The sequence below is a fragment of the Motilibacter deserti genome (genome assembly GCF_011250635.1).
GTDB lineage: Bacteria > Actinomycetota > Actinomycetes > Motilibacterales > Motilibacteraceae > Motilibacter_A > Motilibacter_A deserti.
Window position 1 is genome coordinate 493951 of the sequence record NZ_JAANNP010000001.1, and the last position, 20541, is coordinate 514491.

Annotated in this window: 21 protein-coding genes; 9 read left to right on the forward strand and 12 right to left on the reverse strand. The window is 74.3% G+C overall.

The window, feature by feature from the left end; genetic code table 11:
* Positions 1–81: 81 nt before the first annotated feature.
* Together G9H71_RS02300 and G9H71_RS02305 are read right to left on the reverse strand one after the other, a co-directional pair.
* On the reverse strand, positions 82–1149 hold the full coding sequence (locus tag G9H71_RS02300; RefSeq protein WP_166277167.1) for a PhoH family protein: 1068 nt from the start codon (positions 1147–1149) through the stop codon (positions 82–84).
* A 263-nt stretch (positions 1150–1412) separates the two neighbouring features.
* Positions 1413–1802: a histidine triad nucleotide-binding protein gene (locus tag G9H71_RS02305; protein ID WP_166277171.1), complete on the reverse strand. Its 390-nt coding sequence runs from the start codon at positions 1800–1802 to the stop codon at positions 1413–1415.
* A gap of 305 nt (positions 1803–2107) precedes the next feature.
* Here G9H71_RS02305 and G9H71_RS02310 point away from each other — a divergent pair, with 305 nt between their 5' ends.
* The 3 genes from G9H71_RS02310 (at position 2108) to G9H71_RS02320 (ending at position 4561) form a co-directional block, all read left to right on the forward strand.
* Positions 2108–2638: a SigE family RNA polymerase sigma factor gene (locus G9H71_RS02310; protein WP_166277174.1), complete on the forward strand. Its 531-nt coding sequence runs from the start codon at positions 2108–2110 to the stop codon at positions 2636–2638.
* Positions 2635–3714, forward strand: coding sequence for a Gmad2 immunoglobulin-like domain-containing protein (locus G9H71_RS02315; RefSeq protein ID WP_166277177.1), 1080 nt, complete (start codon positions 2635–2637; stop codon positions 3712–3714). The genes G9H71_RS02310 and G9H71_RS02315 overlap by 4 nt, the downstream gene beginning before the upstream one ends.
* Before the next feature lie 76 nt (positions 3715–3790).
* Positions 3791–4561, forward strand: coding sequence for a methyltransferase domain-containing protein (locus tag G9H71_RS02320; protein ID WP_166277180.1), 771 nt, complete (start codon positions 3791–3793; stop codon positions 4559–4561).
* A 184-nt stretch (positions 4562–4745) separates the two neighbouring features.
* On the opposite strand, the gene G9H71_RS02325 is transcribed toward G9H71_RS02320, so the two are convergent.
* From G9H71_RS02325 to hrcA, 3 genes are read right to left on the reverse strand one after another with little or no spacing between them, the layout of a single operon-like run.
* Complete coding sequence (locus tag G9H71_RS02325) at positions 4746–5498, reverse strand: 16S rRNA (uracil(1498)-N(3))-methyltransferase (protein ID WP_166277183.1); 753 nt, start codon at positions 5496–5498, stop codon at positions 4746–4748.
* Positions 5495–6640 (reverse strand): molecular chaperone DnaJ, encoded by a 1146-nt coding sequence (gene dnaJ, locus G9H71_RS02330; RefSeq protein ID WP_166278952.1) that lies wholly within the window; start codon positions 6638–6640, stop codon positions 5495–5497. The genes G9H71_RS02325 and dnaJ overlap by 4 nt, the downstream gene beginning before the upstream one ends.
* Before the next feature lie 2 nt (positions 6641–6642).
* Positions 6643–7659 carry a heat-inducible transcriptional repressor HrcA gene (hrcA, locus tag G9H71_RS02335; protein ID WP_166277186.1) on the reverse strand — a complete coding sequence of 339 codons (1017 nt, stop codon included), beginning with the start codon at positions 7657–7659 and terminating at the stop codon, positions 6643–6645.
* A gap of 210 nt (positions 7660–7869) precedes the next feature.
* Here hrcA and G9H71_RS02340 point away from each other — a divergent pair, with 210 nt between their 5' ends.
* From G9H71_RS02340 to G9H71_RS24330, 3 genes are all read left to right on the forward strand, one after another.
* Entirely contained in the window at positions 7870–8283 is a 414-nt protein-coding gene (locus G9H71_RS02340) for a DUF1801 domain-containing protein (RefSeq protein WP_166277189.1), read from the forward strand.
* A 92-nt stretch (positions 8284–8375) separates the two neighbouring features.
* Positions 8376–9188, forward strand: coding sequence for a DUF3097 domain-containing protein (locus G9H71_RS02345; protein ID WP_166277192.1), 813 nt, complete (start codon positions 8376–8378; stop codon positions 9186–9188).
* Positions 9189–9339: 151 nt separating this feature from the next.
* On the forward strand, positions 9340–9972 hold the full coding sequence (locus tag G9H71_RS24330) for a DUF4870 domain-containing protein (RefSeq protein ID WP_166277195.1): 633 nt from the start codon (positions 9340–9342) through the stop codon (positions 9970–9972).
* A gap of 90 nt (positions 9973–10062) precedes the next feature.
* Here G9H71_RS24330 and G9H71_RS02355 read toward each other — a convergent pair whose 3' ends face one another.
* Together G9H71_RS02355 and hemW are read right to left on the reverse strand one after the other, a co-directional pair.
* Complete coding sequence (locus tag G9H71_RS02355; RefSeq protein WP_166277198.1) at positions 10063–10494, reverse strand: TM2 domain-containing protein; 432 nt, start codon at positions 10492–10494, stop codon at positions 10063–10065.
* 90 nt (positions 10495–10584) lie between these two features.
* Positions 10585–11802 (reverse strand): radical SAM family heme chaperone HemW, encoded by a 1218-nt coding sequence (hemW, locus tag G9H71_RS02360; protein ID WP_166277201.1) that lies wholly within the window; start codon positions 11800–11802, stop codon positions 10585–10587.
* A gap of 218 nt (positions 11803–12020) precedes the next feature.
* Here hemW and G9H71_RS02365 point away from each other — a divergent pair, with 218 nt between their 5' ends.
* Entirely contained in the window at positions 12021–12503 is a 483-nt protein-coding gene (locus tag G9H71_RS02365) for an SRPBCC domain-containing protein (protein WP_166277204.1), read from the forward strand.
* A 106-nt stretch (positions 12504–12609) separates the two neighbouring features.
* Here the strand turns inward: G9H71_RS02365 and G9H71_RS02370 are convergent, their stop codons facing one another.
* Positions 12610–13599, reverse strand: a complete 990-nt coding sequence (locus G9H71_RS02370) for a helix-turn-helix transcriptional regulator (protein ID WP_166277207.1) — start codon at positions 13597–13599, stop codon at positions 12610–12612.
* Positions 13600–13715: 116 nt separating this feature from the next.
* Positions 13716–15575: a translation elongation factor 4 gene (gene lepA, locus G9H71_RS02375; protein WP_166277210.1), complete on the reverse strand. Its 1860-nt coding sequence runs from the start codon at positions 15573–15575 to the stop codon at positions 13716–13718.
* 363 nt (positions 15576–15938) lie between these two features.
* Here lepA and rpsT point away from each other — a divergent pair, with 363 nt between their 5' ends.
* Both rpsT and G9H71_RS02385 read left to right on the forward strand, forming a co-directional pair.
* Positions 15939–16205 carry a 30S ribosomal protein S20 gene (gene rpsT / locus G9H71_RS02380; protein WP_166169389.1) on the forward strand — a complete coding sequence of 89 codons (267 nt, stop codon included), beginning with the start codon at positions 15939–15941 and terminating at the stop codon, positions 16203–16205.
* Between the two features lie 122 nt (positions 16206–16327).
* Entirely contained in the window at positions 16328–16783 is a 456-nt protein-coding gene (locus G9H71_RS02385; protein ID WP_166277214.1) for an RrF2 family transcriptional regulator, read from the forward strand.
* A gap of 84 nt (positions 16784–16867) precedes the next feature.
* Here the strand turns inward: G9H71_RS02385 and G9H71_RS02390 are convergent, their stop codons facing one another.
* From G9H71_RS02390 to holA, 3 genes are all read right to left on the reverse strand, one after another.
* Positions 16868–17404: an NADPH-dependent FMN reductase gene (locus G9H71_RS02390; RefSeq protein ID WP_166277218.1), complete on the reverse strand. Its 537-nt coding sequence runs from the start codon at positions 17402–17404 to the stop codon at positions 16868–16870.
* Between the two features lie 104 nt (positions 17405–17508).
* Positions 17509–18894 carry an FAD/NAD(P)-binding protein gene (locus tag G9H71_RS02395; protein ID WP_166277221.1) on the reverse strand — a complete coding sequence of 462 codons (1386 nt, stop codon included), beginning with the start codon at positions 18892–18894 and terminating at the stop codon, positions 17509–17511.
* Positions 18895–19368: 474 nt separating this feature from the next.
* Positions 19369–20325 (reverse strand): DNA polymerase III subunit delta, encoded by a 957-nt coding sequence (gene holA, locus G9H71_RS02400; protein ID WP_331272691.1) that lies wholly within the window; start codon positions 20323–20325, stop codon positions 19369–19371.
* Between the last annotated feature and the right edge of the window lie 216 nt (positions 20326–20541).

Here is a 20541-nt window from a genome sequence, read left to right on the forward strand (position 1 = left end):
GGGTCGAGGGCGACGTCGCCCGCCTCGTCGAGGCCCCGCTCACCCGGCCCGACGGGCTGCCGGTCGGCCGCCGGAGCGGGGTCAGGCATGACGCCCACGCTGGGGGCCGCCTGCCGGGCGGTCCGCGTGCGGGCCGCGCGAGGTGTCGAAGCGGTCGTAGGCCGCGACGATGTCGCTGACCAGCCGGTGCCGGACGACGTCCTGGCGGGACAGCTGGCAGAAGGCCACGTCGTCGACGCCGTCGAGGATGCCCTGCACCTGGCGCAGTCCGCTCTGGGTGCCGCCGGGCAGGTCGACCTGCGTCACGTCGCCGGTCACGACCATGCGCGAGCCGAAGCCGAGCCGGGTGAGGAACATCTTCATCTGCTCGGCGGAGGTGTTCTGCGCCTCGTCGAGGATGATGAAGGCGTCGTTGAGCGTGCGCCCGCGCATGTAGGCCAGCGGCGCGACCTCGATCGTGCCCTCGGTCATCAGCCGCGGGATCGTCGTCGGGTCGAGCATGTCGTGCAGCGCGTCGTAGAGGGGGCGCAGGTAGGGGTCGATCTTCTCGCTGAGCGTGCCGGGCAGGAAGCCCAGCCGCTCCCCCGCCTCGACGGCCGGGCGGGTGAGGATGATCCGGTTGACCTGCTTGGCCTGCAACGCCTGCACGGCCTTCGCGACCGCTAGGTAGGTCTTGCCCGTGCCGGCCGGGCCGATGCCGAACACCACGGTGTGGCGGTCGATCGCGTCGACGTAGCGCTTCTGGTTGAGGGTCTTGGGCCGGATCGTCTTGCCCCGGTTGGACAGGATCGACAGCGTCAGGACGTCCGCCGGGCGCTCCTCGGTCTCGTCGCGCAGCATCCGGACGCTGCGCTCGATGGCGTCCGCCGACAGCCCCTGGCCGGTGCGCAGCACGGTGACCAGCTCGGTCATGAGGCGCTCGACGAGCGCGGCCTCCGCGGGGTCGCCGGAGAGGGTGATCTCGTTGCCCCGCACGAGGATGTCGACCGTCGGGAACGCGCGCTCGACGACGCGCAGCAGCTCGTCGGCCGGCCCGAGCAGAGCGACCATCGGCTGGCTGGCGGGCACGACGATCTTGGTCACGGCGCGTGGCGAGCCGTTGCCCGCCTCGGGGGAAGCCGCCGTCGGGGTGTGTGTGGTCTCAGCCATAAGTCAGCCGGTGCGGCCTGCTCCTGATCTGATGCGTCGGCCTATGGGTGGTCGAGGCTCGCTTCCTCGATGCTACCCAGCGCAGGCCGGTCTACGAAGATTCCCGGCACTGGCTCCGGATGTCTGTGGACGGCCGGCCCCGGAGCTCGGGCCTGTGGACGACGAGCCGTGCCGGTCCAGGCCGCGGGCCGCCAGTGGTGGCGGACCGGCCAGTGGGGGCTGCCGGGCGCGGCGGACGAGGCGGACCAGCCGCACCGACCCAATCAGCCGGGCGGCCAGCGCAGGCTGCGCCCGGCCAGGACGTGGCCGTGCACGTGCGGCACGCTCTGGCCCGCGTCCGGGCCGGTGTTGAAGACCAGGCGGTAGGACGCCGCGTCCTCGCGCCGGGCCACCTCACGCACCCCGCGCAGCACGGCGGAGACGAGCGCGGGGTCCTGCAGGGCGAGCTCCCCGACGTCGGCCACGTGCGCCCGGGGGATGACGAGCACGTGCGTCGGGGCCTGCGGGTTGACGTCGCGGAATGCGACGACGTCGTCGTCCTCGTAGACGCGGTCGGCCGGCACCTCCCCGGCGACCAGCCGGCAGAACAGGCAGTCGGGCGAGGCCTGGGTCGGCGCAGGGCCGTCCGAGGTGGAGGGGGAGGATCCGGCCATGAGGGCGATGCTAGGGCGGCCGCGCCCGGCGTGGCGTACGCCAGCGCGTCCGTGGGCTGCGAGAGTGGGGGACGAACCGGGCAGCTGGCCCGGGCGGGCGGACGGCACGGGCGTGTAAACCGATCGCTCGGGCTCGGCGTCCAACGTCCGTGACCATCGCCCCGGCCTCGCCGCGCGTGCCCCTGGGGGCGCCCGCGCTTCCTCCCGGCCGGGGCCCCTCGACTCCCTGGAGGACCGTGCGACCGGCAGGCGCCGACGGGCCGGCCAGCGCGGGCTCGCGGTCCGGCGCGCCAACGCAGCCCGCCGTGTCCGCGACGGCGCCCGGCGAGCCCGCCGGCTGGTCGCCCGACGAGGCCGTCACCGCCCTCTACGCCGCGCACTACCGCTCGCTCGTCCGGCTCGGCGCACTGCTGCTCGGCGACGCCGCGGCGGCCGAGGAGGTGGCGCAGGACGCCTTCGTCGCCCTGCACGGCCGGTGGCGGCGCCTGCGGGACCCCGAGCGGGCGCTGGCGTACCTCAGGACGACCGTGGTCAACCGGAGCCGCTCGGCGCTGCGGCGACGGTCGGTCGCCCGACGCCACGCCGAGCTGCAGCCCCCTGCGCCGCACGTCGCCTCCGCCGAGGACACGGCGGTCGCCGCGGCCGAGTCGGCGCGCGTGGTCACGGCGCTGCACGCGCTGCCCCGCCGCCAGCGCGAAGCCCTGGTGCTGCGCTACTGGGCCGACCTGCCGGAGGCCGGCGTCGCCGAGGCGATGGGCATCAGCCGGGGCGCGGTCAAGAGCCACACCTCCCGGGCAATGGCGGCCGTCCGGGCCGCCCTGGAGGAGACGGGATGAGCCGGGGGGACGCGCCGGGCGCGAGCAGGCAGGCCGGCGACGGCGAGGACGACGTGGCGCGCGTGCGCCGTGCACTGGAAAGGGAAGCGCGAATGGTGGAGCCGAGCGGCGACGGGCTGGAGCGGATCAGGGAGCGTACGCGGCGGCCCTGGTGGCGCTCCCCCGCCGCGGCGGTGTCGACGGCGGTGGTGGCGGTGCTCGCCGCGGGCGCGGTCGGGATCGGTGTCGGGGCGATCGCCGGCGATGGCGGGAGCGACGAGGGCGAGCCGACAGCCGGCGGAGCGGGCCCCGTCGAGGTCACGACGCAGCCGGCGCTCCCGCCCGCCCCGGCCGAGAGCACGACCCCGGCCCCGATGGAGTCCACCCCTGCTCCGAGCGCGGGAGCGGTCCCCGTCTACTTCGTCAAGGACGACGGCGACACCCCCCGGCTCTACCGCGAGTTCCACCGGGTCACTCCCGGCAGCGGCGACGGAGCCCTCGTCCGCGCGGCGCTCGAGGAGCTGACCGGCGAGCCGGTGGACCCGGACTACCGGTCGTTGTGGGCCGGGATGGACGTGACGTCCTACGAGCGCACCGGCGGCTCGGCGACCGTCGAGCTGAGCGGGGAGGCCCGCGAGCCGGTCGAGGAGGACGACAGCGACTCCCTCGACGTCGCGGTGCAGCAGGTCGTCTTCACGGTCACCGCCGTAGAGCAGGACGCGGCGCTCGCCGTCACCGTCCTCGTGGACGGGCAGGAGCTGGCCGCCGACGTCACCCGCGGCGAGGAGAGCGATGTCGCGGGGCTGGTGTGGCTGACGGAGCCGGAGCAGGGCGCGACGGTGTCGGGCGAGGTGCGGCTCGAAGGCGTGGCGTCGGTGTTCGAGGCAACCGTGGGCTGGGAGGCGCGGCAGGACGGCATGGTGGTCGAGAGCGGCTTCGCCACCGCGTCCGAGGCGGGCCCGGGGCGCGGGACGTGGAGCGCGACCGTCAAGCTCCCGCCCGGGCGCTATGAGCTGCGCGCGTTCGCGCCAGACGAGAGCGGCCTCGAGGGCGAAGGCGTGCTGGGCGAGGACACCAAGGACGTCGTGGTCCGGTAGCCCCTCGAGCAATTGTGCGAACTGACTCGGGCAATTGCCGGCGACGCCAACTCCGGCAGGAGTAGCTTCCGCTCCCATGAGCCTTCGCGAGGCGATCCGAGACCGGACGCCGCTCGCCGCCCTGGAGCTCGTGCGCCGCACAAAGCACAAGTCGGTGGGCCTGCGGCTGCGGGGCGACGACGTCGAGTGCCCCGCGTGCCACGGGCGTTTCAGCAGGCTCCTGCCTGACGCCGGGGGCCGGCTCGTCGTGTGCCCGCGGTGCGGCACTCTCGAGCGCCACCGCCGCATGATCCTCTTCCTGCGCACCAGGACGGACATCGGGCGCAGCCCGTTGCGCGTCCTGCACGTCGCCCCGGAGCCGAGCATCCGACGCGAGCTGCAGGGGCTGGGAAACCTCGACTACGTCACCGGCGACCTGTTCGTCGAGGACGTCGATGTCCGGCTCGACGTCACCGACATTCAATTCAAGGACGCGGTGTTCGACGTCGTCATCTGCTCGCACGTCCTCGAGCACGTCGACGACGACCGAGCAGCAATGCGCGAATTGCGTCGCGTTCTCAAGCCCGATGGGTGGGCGCTCGTCGATGTGCCCTGCGACCCTTCGCTCCCGGCGGTCTACGAGGACCCGACGATCACCGATCCGGCCCAGCGGCTCGAGCACTTCGGGCAGGAGGACCACGTCCGGTGCTACGACGTGCGGGAGTTCCTCGAGCGCATGCGCGACGCCGGCTTCGAGGTGACCGAGGACCCTCTCGAGGCCACACCGGAGCAGGCCAGGAGGTACGTGCTCGGTGACGGCACGGCCCTCGAGCGCAGCTTCCTCGCCCGCCCCGTCCCGACGGCATGACCGGCCGTCGGGACGGAGGCGGAGGCGCTCACACGACGAGCGGTTGCACGACGACCACGTAGATCGACTGCTGCGTCCGCATCAGCACGACACCACAGGCCGCGCGTTCGTGGTCGGGCCGGCTACCGGACCTGTTCGACCCAACCCCCCCCGGCGTCCGGCCCCACGGCCCGCGCGCGCCGGCTCAGCGCCAGCGCGGCGTCCGGCTCAGCACCACCGCGGCGGCGACGGCCCCTGCGGTCGAGGTGCGCAGCACGCTCGGCCCCAGCCGGTACGCCTGCGCCCCCGCACCCGCGAACGCGACGAGCTCGTCGGGGGCGACACCACCCTCGGGCCCGACGACGAGCACGACGTCGCCGGCCCCCGGCACGTCGTCGATGCCGGCCAACGGGGCGGCCCCCTCCTCGTGCAGCACCGCGCCGAGCGCGGCGCTGCGGAGCAGCTGGGCGACGTCGGCCGTCGACGCGGCCTCGGTGACCTCGGCGAACCGGGCGCGGCGGGCCTGCTTGCCGGCCTCCCGCGCCGTGGCGCGCCAGCGGGAGAGCGACTTGGCCGCCCGCTCCCCGCGCCACTGCACCACGCACCGCGCGGCCTGCCACGGGACGATCACGTCGGCCCCGACCTCGCTGAGCGCCTCGACGGCGAGCTCGGCGCGCTCGCCCTTCGGCAGCGCCTGGACGACGACCAGGCGCGGCGTCGGGGGCGGCTCGACCACCAGCTCCGCCACGTCGACCTCGAGGAAGTCACGGCCCGCCGCGGCCACGACGCCGCGCCCCCGCGTACCCGATCCGTCGACCAGCTCGACCGGCTCCCCGGCGGCCAGCCGGCGTACCGCTGCGGCGTGCCGTCCCTCCGGCCCGTCGACCAGCACGCGGCCGGCCGGCCCCGCCGATGCGGTCAGCCGCTCCGCGGGCACGACGAAGACGGGCGCGCTCACCGCCCGTTGAAGGCGTCGCGCAGCCGGGAGAAGAACCCCTGCTGCCCCGGGCCGAACTGGCCGATCGGGCGGTCCTCGCCGCGCGAGGCGGCGAACTGGCGGAGCAGCTCGGCCTGGGAGTCGTCGAGCTTGGTCGGCACCTGGACGTCGACGTGGATGAGCAGGTCCCCGCGCCCGGCCCCCCGCAGGTGCTGGACCCCGCGCTCGTGCAGCGGGATGACCTGGCCCGGCTGGGTGCCCGGCCGGATGTCGATCGTCTCCGTGCCGTCGAGGGTCTCCAGCTCCACGCGCGTGCCCAGGGCGGCAGCGGTCATCGGCAGCGTGACCGTGCAGTGCAGGTCGTCGCCGTGCCGGGTGAACAGCGCGTGCGGGCGCTCGACGATCTCGACGTAGAGGTCGCCCGCCGGGCCCGCGCCCTGGCCGACCTCGCCCTCGCCGGTGAGCTGGATGCGGGTGCCGGTGTCGACGCCGGCCGGGATCTTGATCGTCAGCGTGCGCCGGCTGCGGACGCGGCCGTCCCCGTCGCACTCCGGGCAAGGGTGCGGGATGACCGAGCCGGTGGCCTGGCAGTTGACGCAGGGGCGGGTCGTCATGACCTGGCCCAGGAACGACCGGGTCACGTGCTGGGTCTCCCCACGGCCCTTGCAGATGGGGCAGACCTCGACGCCGGTCCCCTCCGCGGTCCCCTCGCCGTGGCAGGTCGGGCAGGCGACGGCCGTGTCGATCTGCAGCTCACGGGTCGCGCCGAACGCGGTCTCCTGCAGGTCCAGCTCCAGCCGGATCAGCGCGTCCTGGCCGCGCCGCTGCCGCGTACGCGGCCCGCGCGCTCCCGGGCCGCCGGCGGCCGCGTTGAAGAACGCGTCCATGATGTCGCTGAAGCCGAACCCGGCCCCGAAGCCGCCGCCGCCGGGCGCGGTGGGGTCGCCCCCGAGGTCGTAGCGCTCACGCTTGCCCGGGTCGGAGAGCACCTCGTAGGCCCGGGTGACCTCCTTGAACCGCTCCTGCGTCTCCGGGTCGGGGTTGACGTCGGGGTGCAGCTCGCGGGCGAGCCTGCGATAGGCCTTCTTGATGTCGTCCGCAGAGGCGTCCCGGGAGACGCCGAGCAGGGTGTAGTAGTCCGTTGCCGGCTGGGATTGAGGCACCGTCACGACTCCGCGAGGATCTGGCTGACATAGCGCGCGACGGCGCGGACCGCGCCCATCGTCGAGGGGTAGTCCATGCGCATCGGCCCGAGCACGCCGATGCCACCGAGGGCCTGCTCGCCCCGGCCGTACCCCGTGCTCACGACGGCGGTCGTCGTGAGCCCCTCGGGGTTCTCCGACCCGATCCGCACGGTGAGCGCGGACGGGCTCGTCGCCTCGCCGACGAGGCGCAGGAGCACGACCTGCTCCTCGAGCGCCTCGAGCACGGGACGGATCGAGTAGGGGAAGTCCTGCCCGAAGCGGGCGAGGTTGGAGGCGCCGGCCAGGACGACCCGCTCCTCGCGGGTCTCCACCAGCATCTCCAGCAGCGCGGACACGACGCCGGTCACGGCGGGCCGCTCCTGCTCGCCGAACTGCAGCGCGATGTCCTCGACCTCCGCGGGCACGTCGGCCAGCCGCACGCCCGTGATCGCTGCGTTGAAGCGCGAGCGCACGCGACCGACGAGGTCGTCGGAGAGGACGGCCGGCGACTCGACCACGCGCTGCTCCACGCGGCCGGTGTCCGTGATCAGCACGAGCAGCAGCCGATTGGCGCCCAGCGCCACGACCTCGACGTGCCGGACGGCCGATCGGGTGAGGGAGGGGTACTGCACCACGGCGACCTGCCGGGTCAGCTGCGCCAGCAGGCGCACCGTGCGCGCCACGACGTCGTCGAGGTCGAGCGACCCGTCGAGGAAGGCCTGGATCGCCTTGCGCTCGGGGGACGACAGCGGCTTGACCGTGCTCAGCCGGTCGACGAAGAGCCGGTAGCCCTTGTCGGTCGGGACGCGGCCGGCGCTCGTGTGGGGCTGGGCGATGTAGCCCTCCTCCTCGAGCGCGGCCATGTCGTTGCGGATCGTGGCCGACGAGACGCCGAGGTTGTGCCGTTCGACCAAGGCCTTGGAGCCGACCGGCTCCTCGGTGCGGACGTAGTCCTCGACGATCGCGCGCAGGACCGCGAGCCTGCGTTCCTCGGTCACCGCACCTCCCGCACGTCCGGCCCTGAACCCGTCGGAGACCCGTCGGGCACGGCTCGAGCCCCTGCCCGGGCCTGTCGGGCACCTCCAGGCCACCCTGTCCAGAGACTGGCACTCTCCTGGCCTAAGTGCCAATGCTACGCGGTCGCGCGCGGACGCGCCGTGGGTCGGCACAGGGGTGGCCGGCGGGCAGGTTCGGTACTAGACAGGAGCATGGCCGACAGCGGCAACAAGACCGTCCCGACGGGCGCCGACGTGTCCGCGTACCTCGCCGGGCTCCCTGACGACCGGCAGCGTGCCGATGCCGGGCGGCTCGCGGAGCTCATGGCCGCGGCCACCGGGGCGCCGCCGGTGCTCTGGGGCGCCTCGATCGTGGGCTTCGGGTCGTGGCACTACCGGTACGCCTCGGGCCGCGAGGGCGACACCGCCGCCGTCGCCTTCGCGCCGCGCAAGGGGCAGCTGACGCTCTACCTCACCGGCTCGCTCGACGACTACGCCGACCTGCTCGAGCGGCTCGGGCCGCACACCGCGGGGAAGGGCTGCCTGCACCTCAAGCGGCTCGACGGGGTCGACCTCGACACGCTGCGTGCCGTGGTGGCGCGCTCCCACGCCGCCGCCAGCCGGTAGCAGCCGCGCCCGGTAGCCGCGCGTGCCCGCCGGCGGCCGTGCACGCGGCGCGCCGCCCACGGGGGCGCGCCGGCCCCGGTTACGGTCCCGACGTGCTGCCGTACGGTCCGTCCGCCCTGCCCTCCGCCCCGCGCAAGGTGCCCCCGCCCGAGGTGCCGGCCGACCTCGACCTGGTCGTCGAGGACGCCGTCACCGGGTTCTGCGGCGCCGTCGTCGCGGTCGAGAAGCAGCCCGAGGGCACGGTGATCGTGCTGGAGGACCGCCACGGCAAGCGGCGCTCCTTCCCGGCCGGCCCGGGGTTCCTCCTCGAGGGCAAGCCCGTACGCCTCGTCCGCCCCGTCGCCGCCGTGCCCACCCGCCCGACGCGCACCGCCAGCGGCTCCGTCGCGGTGCACGGCCAGCGGGCGCGGGTCGCGCGCGGCAGCCGGATCTGGGTGGAGGGCAAGCACGACGCCGAGCTGGTGGAGAAGGTCTGGGGCGACGACCTGCGCATCGAGGGGGTTGTCGTGGAGATGCTCGACGGCGTGGACGAGCTGCCCGCACAGCTCGCCGAGTTCGGTCCGACCGCCAGCAGCCGCGTCGGCGTGCTCGTGGACCACCTCGTGACCGGCAGCAAGGAGAGCAGGATCGCCGCCTCGGTCCGCTCCCCGCACGTGCTCGTGCTCGGCCATCCGTACGTCGACGTCTGGCAGGCGGTCCGCCCGTCCGTGCTGGGCATTCCGGCCTGGCCCGAGGTCCCGCGCGGGGTGCCGTGGAAGGAGGGCGTCTGCGCCGCGCTGGGCTGGCCGGTCGACCCTCCGGCGGCCTGGCGCCGCATCCTCGGCGCGGTCCGGACCTACGCCGACCTGGAGCCCTCGCTGCTGGGCCGGGTGGAGGAGCTGATCGACTTCGTCACCGCGAGTTGATCTTCCGCGGTATCACCGGGAGGGTGCGGGGCATCCGTACCCAGGAGCCGGCCCAGAGCTGCCCCCGGCGCTCGTGGCAGGGGACAACGGCCCCTTCCCCGGTCGTTGACCGAGTGGGACGCTCCGGTTCCACCGCGATGAGAGGAAGCACATGACCGACAGCCCCGAGGGCCAGCGCCAGCCCGGGATCGACTACACCAAGCGGTCGGGCGCGGCGCCGTCCGGCGGGGGCGCCCCCGCGGGCGGTCAGCAGGGCCCGGCGTTCGAGCAGCCGGCGTACGGGCAGCCGGGGCAGCAGGCGTACGGCCAGCCGTCGTACGGCCAGCCGGGCTACGGGCAGCCCGCGGGCTACGGGCAGCAGGCGTACGGGCAGCCGGGCTACGGCCAGCCCGCCGGCTACGCCGGAGGGCCGCTCGGCCAGGGCCAGCTCGCCCCGAACGACGAGAAGATGTGGGGCCTCATCGCCCACCTGTCCGGCCTCGTCGCCTCGTTCATCGTCCTCGGCTTCCTCGGACCGCTCATCGTGCTGCTCGTCCAGGGCGGCAAGTCGCCCTTCGTGCGCCGGCACGCCGTCGAGGCGCTCAACCTGCAGATCGCGCTGCTGATCGCCTCCGTGGTCGCGATCATCTTCACCGTCATCACCTTCGGCATCGGGATCTTCCTGGTGATCCCGGTGGGCGCGGTCGTCGCGATCTACGCCCTCGTCGTCATCATTCTCGGCGCGATCAAGGCCAACAACGGCGAGGACTACCGCTACCCGATCAACTGGCGGCTCGTGAAGTGAGCTTCAGCTAGCGGGGATTCGCGCAAGCTCTTCGCACACGAAGGACGGCGGTGCAGCGCTCCAGCTGCACCGCCGTCGCCGTACTGCACCTCAGCCCGGCAAGCCCAGGCGCGCGTTGGCCTGGTTGACGGCGCCCGCCGCGGTCACCCCGGAGACGAGGAACAGCACCAGCCAGCCCACGAACACCAGCGGCACGACCACGATCGCGAGCACCACGCTCACCAGCCCGATCAGCCCGAAGAACATCAGGAACGCGTTGGTCACGATCAGCGCGACCCCCAGGCCGAGCTGGCCCGCGTAGAGGTTCCCCGCGCCGAGCCAGAGGAACGACAGCAGGTACGCGATGCCGGCGCTCTTCGGCGCCACGACGACCTGCGGAGGCGCGTACGGCACCGGCGGATAGGCCGGCTGCGGTGGCGGGACGGGCACCGCGTACGGCGTCGGCACGGCCGCCGCAGCGGAGCGTTCGCCGTCGGCAGTGGAGCGTTCGCCGTCCGGGGACGAGGGGGTCGCGGGCTCCATGGGCACTCGAGGGTCGGTCAGCCGGAACGAGAGTCGCTTCCTTCGACCGGGAGGGCCGCGCCGGAGATACCCGCCCGCCGGGCGCCCCGATCAGTCGACCAGGTCCCGCACCACCGCGTCGGCGAGCAGGCGCCCGCGCAGGGTCAGCACCACGCGCCCCTCGTCGTACGCGGCGGCGTCGAGCAGCCCCTCCCCCACCTGGCGCTTGGCGGCCTCGGCGCCCGCCGGCAGCAGGTCCGTCAGCGGGTGGCCGTCGCGCAGCCGGGTCCCGAGCAGGATCCGCTCCACGCGCCGGTCGTCCGCGTCCAGCACCTCGCGGGCACGGGCGGGGCTGCGGCCGGCGTCCACGACGGCGGCCCAGGCGGCCGGGTGCTTCTCGTTCCACCACCGCGTCCCGCCGACGTGGCTGTGCGCCCCGGGGCCGAAGCCCCACCAGTCCGCGCTGCGCCAGTAGAGGACGTTGTGGCGGCACTCCGCGCCCGGGCGTGCCCAGTTCGACAGCTCGTACCACCCCAGCCCGGCGGCGGTGAGCAGCTCGTCGGCGAGGGCGTACTCGTCGGCCATGAGGTCGTCGTCCGGCACGGCGACCTCGCCACGGCGTACGCGGGCGGCGAGCCGGGTGCCCTCCTCCACGATCAGGGCGTACGCCGAGACGTGGTCGGGGCCCGCCGCGAGCGCGGCCTCGAGCGTCGTCCGCCAGTCCGCCAGCGTCTCGCCCGGGGTGCCGTAGATCAGGTCGAGGCTCACCTGCTCGAACCCGGCGGCGCGCGCCTGGGCCACCGCCTGCTGAGCCCGGCCCGGCGTGTGGCGGCGGTCCAGCGTCGCCAGCACGTGCGGCGTGGCGGACTGCATGCCGAAGGAGACGCGGGTGAAGCCGGCCTCGCGCAGCGCGGTCAGGTAGGCGAGGTCCACCGACTCGGGGTTGGCCTCCGTCGTCACCTCGGCGTCTGCGGCCAGCCCCAGCTCGTCTCGGACCACGGCCAGCGCCGCCCCGAGGTCGGCCGGCGGCAGCAGCGTCGGGGTGCCGCCGCCGAAGAACACGGTCGACACCGCGGGGGCCCGGCCGTCGAGCACGCGGGCGGCGAGGCGTACCTCCTGCCGGATGCTCTGCACCCACGTGGCCCGCGAGACCCCTGGGCCGAGCTCCTGCGCGGTGTAGGTGTTGAAGTCGCAGTAGCCGCAGCGCGTCGTGCAGTAGGGCACGTGCAGGTAGGCGCCGAGCGGCAGCTCCCCCAGCCGGCTCACGGACACGTCGGGAAGGGCACCGTCGACCGGGGCCGGCTCGCCGTCGGGAAGGGTGGAGGGCACGCACCATTGTTCCTCATCGGACGGGCTCTTCCGCCGCATGCGAGACGGGTGCGCGAGGACCGGGGGCGCGGGGACTGGGCGCAAGGGGCTGGGACGGGCGCGGCGGCCCCCCGCGCAAGCGCGGCCCAAGTTCGACCGCAGTGCATCTCAAGCGGCCCGGGCGACTCTGTAGACCCGCAGGCGGGAACCCCCGCCTCCGCCCCCCGACGGAGCCTCCCATGCGCACTCACGTCTTCAGCCTCTACGTGGCCGCGAGCACGAGCCAGGTCTGGACCGCCCTGACCCGCCCGGACGTCACCCCGCACTACTACTTCGGGCTCCGCGCGGAGTCCGAGTGGGCCGAGGGCAGCACCGTGTCCTTCCGCGCGCCGGGCCTGCTCGTGGCAACCGGCGAGGTCGTGCGCGCCGAGCGCGGCCACCTGCTCATGCACAGCCTCGCGGACGCCTGTGCGGAGCCGCCCGACCCCGACGCGTCGGACCTGCGCCCGGCGACGTGGGTCAGCTGGGAGCTCGAGCCGCGCGAGGACGGGGTCACCCGCGTACGGCTGCTCGTCGACGAGCTGGAGAGCGACTCCGACGAGGAGGCCGACGAGACCGAGCTCGTGTGGTCGCGCCTGCTGAGCAACCTCAAGACGCTGCTCGAGACCGGCGCGGGCCTCCTGCCCCGTCAGCGCGGCGCGGTCATGCCGGAGTCGGGCTGACGCACTGACCGCCGGCGTGCCCCCATGCGTTGCGGTGCTCGCGAGGGGCCGGTGCTCCCGAGGGGCCGGTGCTCGCGAGGGGCCGGTGCTCGCGAGGGGCCGGCGCTCAGACGGGCGCGGCCGCCCGGCCGTCGGCGAGCGCCGCGGCATTGTCGCCGAGCCGGCGCAGCGCCTCGAGCACCTCGGCCGGCCCGTCGACCGTCAGCCGGAGGCCGCTGGTCGCGGCGACCATGCTGATCCCGACCGCGAGCCAGTCGACGGAGTCGCCGGTCGCGTGCAGCACGCAGTTGTCCGGCCCGTCCGGGACGAGCTCGCCCATGCCCGGCCACACGGCGGCGCGCGCCTGCTCGACGGGCGCGGCGATGCGTACGACCGCCCGCGGCCGGTTCGGCACGGCGCGCAGCGCCTGGGCGACGTAGGCCGCCGCGTCCTCCGCCGGCAGCTCGCGCGGCGGGAAGCGGACGCCGTTGGCGAACGGCCGCTGGACCCGGTCGACGCGGAACGTGCGCCAGTCCGCCCGCTGCAGGCACCAGGCGACGAGATACCACCGCCGCCCGCGGGAGACCAGCCGGTAGGGCTCGACGAGGCGCGAGGTCTCGGTGCCGTCGTGGCCGGTGTAGGCGAAACGCAGCTGCTCGGAGCCACGGCAGGCCTGGGCGATCGCGACCAGGACGTCGGCGTCCACGGCCGGGCCGCGGCTGGCGAACACCGTGGGGACGGTCGCGTCCTGCACCGCGTTGAGCCGCGCACGCAGCCGGGGCGGGAGCACCTGCTGCAGCTTGGCCAGCGCCCGCAGCGACGCCTCCTCGATCCCGGCGACGCCGCCCGCGGCAGTACGCAGCCCGACGGCGATGGCCACGGCCTCCTCGTCGTCGAGCAGCAGCGGCGGCAGCTTCGCGCCCGCCGCGAGCCGGTAGCCGCCCTGCGTCCCGCGCGTGGTGTCGACCGGGTAGCCGAGCTCGCGCAGCCGCTCGACGTCGCGCCGCAGGGTGCGCGGGCTGACGTCGAGCCGCTCGGCCAGCTCGCTTCCGCCCCAGTGGCGGTAGGTCTGCAACAGCGACAGCAGCCGCAGGATCCTGGCGGTCGGGTCGGACATGGCCACAGCGTCCCGCACCTTGCGGTCAGCACGTGACCGCTTTCGCGGCCGCGTCCGGACCTGCGCCCCGCGACCCCTGCCGCACGTGGGCCACGGAGGCAGGCTCCGCGCGGCTGCTACTTCTTGCCGGCCGCCGAGGCGTCGTTCGTGGAGAGCGCGGCGATGAAGGCCTCCTGGGGGACCTCGACGCGGCCCACCATCTTCATCCGCTTCTTGCCCTCCTTCTGCTTCTCCAGCAGCTTGCGCTTGCGGGTGATGTCACCGCCGTAGCACTTGGCGAGGACGTCCTTGCGGATCGCGCGGATGTTCTCGCGGGCGATGATGCGCGCGCCGACGGCGGCCTGGATCGGCACCTCGAACTGCTGGCGCGGGATCAGCTCGCGCAGCTTCTTCGTCATGTCGACGCCGTAGGCGTACGCCTTGTCCTTGTGGACGATCGCACTGAACGCGTCGACGGTCTCGCCCTGGAGCAGGATGTCGACCTTCACCAGGTCCGAGGCCTGCTCGCCGGTGGGCTCGTAGTCGAGGGAGGCGTAGCCGCGGGTGCGCGACTTCAGCTGGTCGAAGAAGTCGAAGACGATCTCGGCCAGCGGCAGGGTGTAGCGCAGCTCGACGCGGTCCTCGGACAGGTAGTCCATCCCGAGCAGGGTGCCGCGCCGGTTCTGGCAGAGCTCCATGATCGTGCCGACGTACTCGGTCGGCGCGAGGACGGTCGCGCGGACCACCGGCTCGTAGATCTCGGCGATCTTGCCGCCGGGGAACTCGCTCGGGTTGGTGACGACGTGCTCGCTGCCGTCCTCCATGATCACCCGGTTGACGACGTTCGGCGCGGTCGAGATCAGGTCGAGCCCGAACTCGCGCTCGAGCCGCTCCCGCACGATCTCCAGGTGGAGCAGGCCGAGGAAGCCGCACCGGAAGCCGAAGCCGAGCGCCGCCGACGTCTCGGGCTCCCACACCACGGCCGCGTCGTTGAGCTGGAGCTTCTCGAGCGCGTCGCGCAGCGTCGGGTAGTCCTCGCCCGCGATGGGATAGAGCCCCGAGAAGACCATCGGGCGCGGGTCCTTGTAGCCCCCGAGCATCTCCGTGGCCGGGCGTGACACCAGCGTCACGGTGTCGCCGACCTTGGACTGGCGGACGTCCTTCACGCCGGTGATGAGGTAGCCGACCTCGCCGACCCCGAGCCCGTCCGAGGGCAGCGGCTCCGGCGAGATCACGCCGACCTCGAGCATCTCGTGGGTCGCCTTGGTCGAGAGCATGAGGATGCGCTCGCGCTTGTTCAGTGAGCCGTCGACGACGCGGACGTAGGTCACGACCCCGCGGTAGGCGTCGTAGACCGAGTCGAAGATCAGCGCCCGCGCCGGCCCGTCGGGGTTGCCCACGGGATGGGGTACGCGGTCGACCGCGGCCTGCAGCAGCTCGCGTACGCCCTCGCCGGTCTTCGCGCTGACCTTGAGCACGTCGTCGACGTCGCACCCGATGATGTGGGCGAGCTCGGCGGCGTACTTCTCCGGCTGCGCGGCGGGCAGGTCGATCTTGTTGAGGACCGGGATGATCGTGAGGTCGTTCTCGAGCGCGAGGTAGAGGTTCGCCAGCGTCTGCGCCTCGATGCCCTGGGCCGCGTCGACGAGCAGGATGCAGCCCTCGCACGCGGCGAGGGACCGCGAGACCTCGTAGGTGAAGTCGACGTGGCCGGGGGTGTCGATGAGGTTCAGGACGTAGGTCGTGCCGTCGTCGGAGGCGAACGGGAGGCGGACCGCCTGGCTCTTGATCGTGATGCCGCGCTCGCGCTCGATGTCCATCCGGTCGAGGTACTGCGCCCGCATCGAGCGGTCGTCGACGACCCCGGTCATCTGCAGCATGCGGTCGGCCAGCGTGGACTTGCCGTGGTCGATGTGCGCGATGATGCAGAAGTTGCGGATCAGCGCTGGGTCGGTGCGGCTCGGCTCGGGGCCGGTACGCGCGGCGGGGGGTGCCACAGGCGGGAGGTGCCTTCCGGATCGTCAGGGCAAGCGGGGTCGTGCGCCGAGGGTACGCACGACAGCGTTCCGTCGGGCTCCATCGTCCCACGCGAGAGGCCCGACGGGGCCGGGCGGAGCTCGGGGCCGGGCTCGTCCGTGTCGCGCCCGCCTCGACCGGCCTCGATCCCTGCTGGTCCCGACGGCCTGCGGGCTTGTTCACGGTCGCGGTTTGGCGCAGTTCGCTCGCACTGCTAACCTGATCCGTCGACTCAGGTGCTTCAGCCTGCGCTCCATGCGCGGACGAAGGCGCCCGCCCCATCGGGTGCACGCCGGAGACGACCCAAGACGACGACCGCTCTGACAACGGCGAGGCCTGCTTCCGTGGCGAACATCAAGTCCCAGATCAAGCGCAACCGGCAGAACGAGGCGGCGCGCCTGCGCAACAAGGCCGTCAAGTCCTCGCTGAAGACGGCCATCCGCAAGTTCCGCGAGGCGGCTGACGCCGGCAACAGCGCCGAGGCGATCACGCTCGCCCAGGTCGCGACGCGCCAGCTGGACAAGGCGGCCAGCAAGGGCGTCATCCACAAGAACCAGGCTGCGAACCGCAAGTCGGCCATCGCCTCGCGCGCGGCCACGCTTAGCAGCTGACTCCAGCTCTGCACTGCGCCCCAGGGGCCGTCCCGCTGTGCGGGATGGCCCCTGAGGCATCTTCGGCCCCGCGGCGCCGGCTCCCCTACGCTGACGTGACCCGACCCTGAAGGAGCATCCCGGTGGACATCTCGGCGAAGGCCGACTACGCCGTCCGGGCCCTGCTCGCGCTGGCCGACTCGGGCGAGGACCCGGTTCCGGTAGAGGCGCTCGCGCGCACCCAGAGCCTGCCGCGCAAGTTCCTCGAGGCGATCTTGCGCGACCTGCGCCGGGCGGGCATCGTGCGCAGCCACCGCGGGTCCGAGGGCGGCTACGTCCTGTCCCGGCCGGCCGAGGAGATCATGCTCGGCGCCGTGCTGCGCGCGGTCGACGGCCCGCTCGCCGAGGTGCGCGGGCTGCGCCCGGACCAGACCGAGTACGACGGCGTCGCCGCGCACCTGCCCGAGGTGTGGGTCGCCGTGCGGGCGAGCCTGCGCCACGTGCTCGACGAGACCTCGCTGCGCCACGTGCTGACCGGGGACCTGCCCGGCCACGTGCGCGAGCTCGTCGACGAGCCGGGAGCCTGGGCTCCGCGCTGAGGCAGCCCGCGCCGCGCTGAGGCAGCCCGCGCCGCGCTGACGCAGCGCGCGCCGCCGGGCCCAGCCCGGCGGCGCCGGCGCCCGTCATGCCGAGCTCTCCGCCCGGTGCCGGACGCCCGGCCCGTGCAGCTGGTCCCGGACGTACGCCGTCACGACGCGCTCGGCCCCCTCGGGCTCGCGCAGCACGGCGTCGAGCAGGACGAGCGATGTCGGCACGACCTGCGCGCCGAGGACGTCGAGCAGGGCCCGCAGGGCGGCCTCTGTGGTGGCCGCATCCTCCTGGCTCGCAGCCACCGCCACCGGCACCGCGGTGACGCCGACGAGCCCGTCCGGGGGCAGCCGGTCCAGGAACGACTTCAACAGCCCGGTGAAGGTCGCCTTGTAGGCCGGGGTCGCGACGACGAGGACGCTTGCGGCGCATACCCGCTGGAGCGCGCGGTCGGCGGCGGCTGAGGCGGGGTCGAGCACCGCCGGCCCCAGCGCGGACAGGTCCACGACCTCGAGCGTCCGGCCGACGCCGGGAAGCTGGGCCGCGGACACCTCGGCGGCCACAGCCGTGGCCAGTGCGGCCGTCTTCGAGGCCGGGCGGGGGTTGCCGACGAGGGCGACGACGCCGGTCATGCGTCGGCCTCCGCTCCGGCGCGGGCGCTCGGGCGGGGCGGGGGCAGGGTCATGGCGAGCCTTTCGTACGGGGACCGAAGCGGCAGGTGTTGCGATCGGGCAGGTCACTGAGACGCCGCTCCGGCCAGCTGACGGCCGACGGCGGCGCGGATACATCGCGCGGCGGCCGCCGCCTGCGCCCGGATCTCGGGTACGGCGGTGCTCTCCCACTCCGCGCCCTGGCGAGCGGCGCCGACGACGACGACGCGCGGGTCCGGGCGCCCCTGGGCATCGAGCAACAGGCCGTCAGGGCCGACATCGAGCCCGATGCCGAGCGGCCCCGGCCGGGCCTTCCCGTCGGCGAGCAGGTCGGCGAGCAGGCCGTCGCCCGACCGGGCCGCTGACGTGCCGCGGCCGGTGCAGTCGACGACGGCGTCGACGACCACCGCCCGCCCGTCGGCGAGCTCGACCCGGAGCCGGGGGCCGACGACTCGTACGTCGGCGACGCACCCGGCATGGACCGTGACCCAGCCCCGGGCACGGACGCTCGCGAGCTGCTCGGCGCTGTCGGAGGGCATGCGGTGCCGGTGCGTGTCCCACCACCGTCGGTCGCGGCGCAGGAACTCCGCTCGGTCCGCCTCCGGAAGGCGCTGCCACAGGTCGCGGGTGACGGGCCGCAGCGAGTCGAGGCCCGGCCGCCAGTCCCCGTGCGCGCGGACCGCCGCCCGCAGCTGGCCGAGGACGAGGCGGCGTACGTCCGGGAGGCGCAACGGGCCGTCGGGCACCGGGGGCGCGGGCAGCGGCGGGACCGGTCGGGCCGCGTGCGGCTCGGGCAGGCGGCCGGAACGGGACACCGCGAGCACTTGCCGCCCCGGCCCGGCGAGCGTCAGGGCGACGTCGACCATCGTCAGCCCGGTCCCGACGAGCAGGACCGAGCGGGCCGGACGGACCTTCTCCAGCGCGCCGTAGGCCCAGGGGTCGGGGACGAACCCCGCTGCACCGCGCAGCACCGCCGGAGCCCAGTCGGCCGGGTTGCGTGGACTGCCCAGGGCGAGCACGACCGCGTCCGCGCGGAAGTCAGCACCCGGTAGCCGCAGCAGCAGTGCTTCGTCGGCCCCTTCGCGCAGCCCGAGCGCACGCCGGTGCACCCGGCGGAGCCGAACGGTGGGCCGCTCCCGCAGCTGGGTGGCGAGCGTCGAGTCCAGGTACTCCCCGTAGCTGCAGCGCCGGGCGAACGTGGCCGCATCGGCCGCGGGGTCTGCTGCCTGCAGCCAGCGGACGAAGTGCCCCGGGTCGTCGGACAGTGCGCTCATCCGGCCGGCCGGGACGTTGAGCACGTGGGCCGGGTCGTCGGTGGAGTACGCCACGCCGCGGCCCGTGCTCCGCGCTGGGTCCACGAGCACGATCTCGAGCTCGTCGTCGTGCGCGTCCCGGGCCAGGTGCAGGGCGGTGAGGGCGCCCGCTGCTCCTGCGCCCACGACCGCCACCGTGGTGCGGCGACCGGAGGTCATGCGGCTGCCCGTCGGCAGTATCCGACTGCACCAGTAGGAGAAGTAGGCATACGGCCACCGTAGGGCCTGGGTCGGCTTGAGACCAAAACCGGGGCCGGTGGGAGCGGGACGCGTGTCGCGGGGTTGATGCGTGCGTCTCCGGGTGGCGTTCGTTCTCGGATCGTGCGGCGTCGGGCGGCGGCATCGACCGTCGGGCGGCCTAGAGCAGCGTCAGGCGGCGGCATCGACAGTCGAGCGGTTCGGCGGGCTGCGGACGGCGTTGGGACGCGCGTTGCGGGGGCGCCGCAGCACGGCATCCACAGCACGGCACCCGCAGTCTTGGGCCGTCGGACGGGGTGGCGGGGCGGCATGGGGGGTTCGTCGGACCGCCCGTCACCGCGTCCCTGTCGGTGGACGACCGCGGGCGGGGCGCCGCGGTGTCCACCGCTGGAGTGGCGACGCGTCCTCGCCTGTGTGCCGACAGGCGGCGGGTCGTCAGGCGGCCGAGCGGGCGGCGGCTATCTCGACGACGGCGCGCTCGAGGGCGTACGCGGGGTCGGCGCCGCCGCCCTTGACCATCTCGTCGGTGGTGGCGGCGACGCGGATCGCGGCGGCGAGCGCGTCCGCGGACCAGCCCCGCGCCTGACGGCGGGCCACCTCGACCTTCCACGGCGGCATGCCCAGCTCGTTGGCGCGGGCGCCTCGCCCCGCAGCCGCGACCTTGCCGATGGTGCGCAGCGCCCCGGCCAGTGCGCTCGTGACGAGGACGGGGTCGGTACCGGTCTGCAAGGCCCAGCGCAGTGCGACGAGGGCGTCGGCCGAGCGCCCCTCGACGGCCGCGTCGGCGACGGCGAACCCGGTGACCTCCGCACGCCCGGCGTAGTAGCGGCGGACGGCGTCGGCGTCGATCTCGCCCTCGATGTCGCTCGCGAGCTGAGCGGCGGCGGCGGCGAGCGACCGGAGGTCCCCGCCGACGGCTTCCAGGAGCGTCTCGACGGCCTCCTCGCCGACGCGCTTGCGCTGGCTGCGGAACTCGTTGCGCAGGAAGGCGATCTTGTCGCCGCGGCGCTTGACCTCGGCGCAGTCCACGACGTGTGCGCCGGCCTTCTTCGCGGCGTCGACGACCTTCTTGCCTCGCACGCCTCCTTTGTGCAAAAGCACGAGAGCGACCTCCTCGGCGGGCCGCTCGAGGTACGCCAGCAGCTCCTTCACCGCGACCTCGCCCGCGTCGGCGACGTCGCGCACGACGACGACCAGGCTGTCGGCGAACAGCGACGGACTGGCGGCCTCGGCCAGCTCGCCGGGAGCCATGCCGGAGGCGGACAGCTCCACCAGGTCCGCGCCGGGACTGGCGTCGCGCGCGCTCTTCACCGCTGCCGCGACGGCACGCTCGGCCAGCAGCTCCTCGGGGCCGACCACGAGCGTGATGCCGGATCCGGTCTTCTGCGCCACCAGCCGTGCCCTTCCTCGTCGTCAGATCGTCGATCGTGAGTCGGCCGAGCGCCGCGCCGCCCGGCGTCCCGGGCATCGACGCTACCGGCCCCCGCCGACACTGCCCGGCCGCTCGAGAAGTGGCGCCTCAGGGCCTCTGCCACTGGCGGCGACGCCACACGGAGTGGTGCCGCAGCGAGCGCCGCCACACCGAGCGCCGCCGCACCGAGCGCCGCC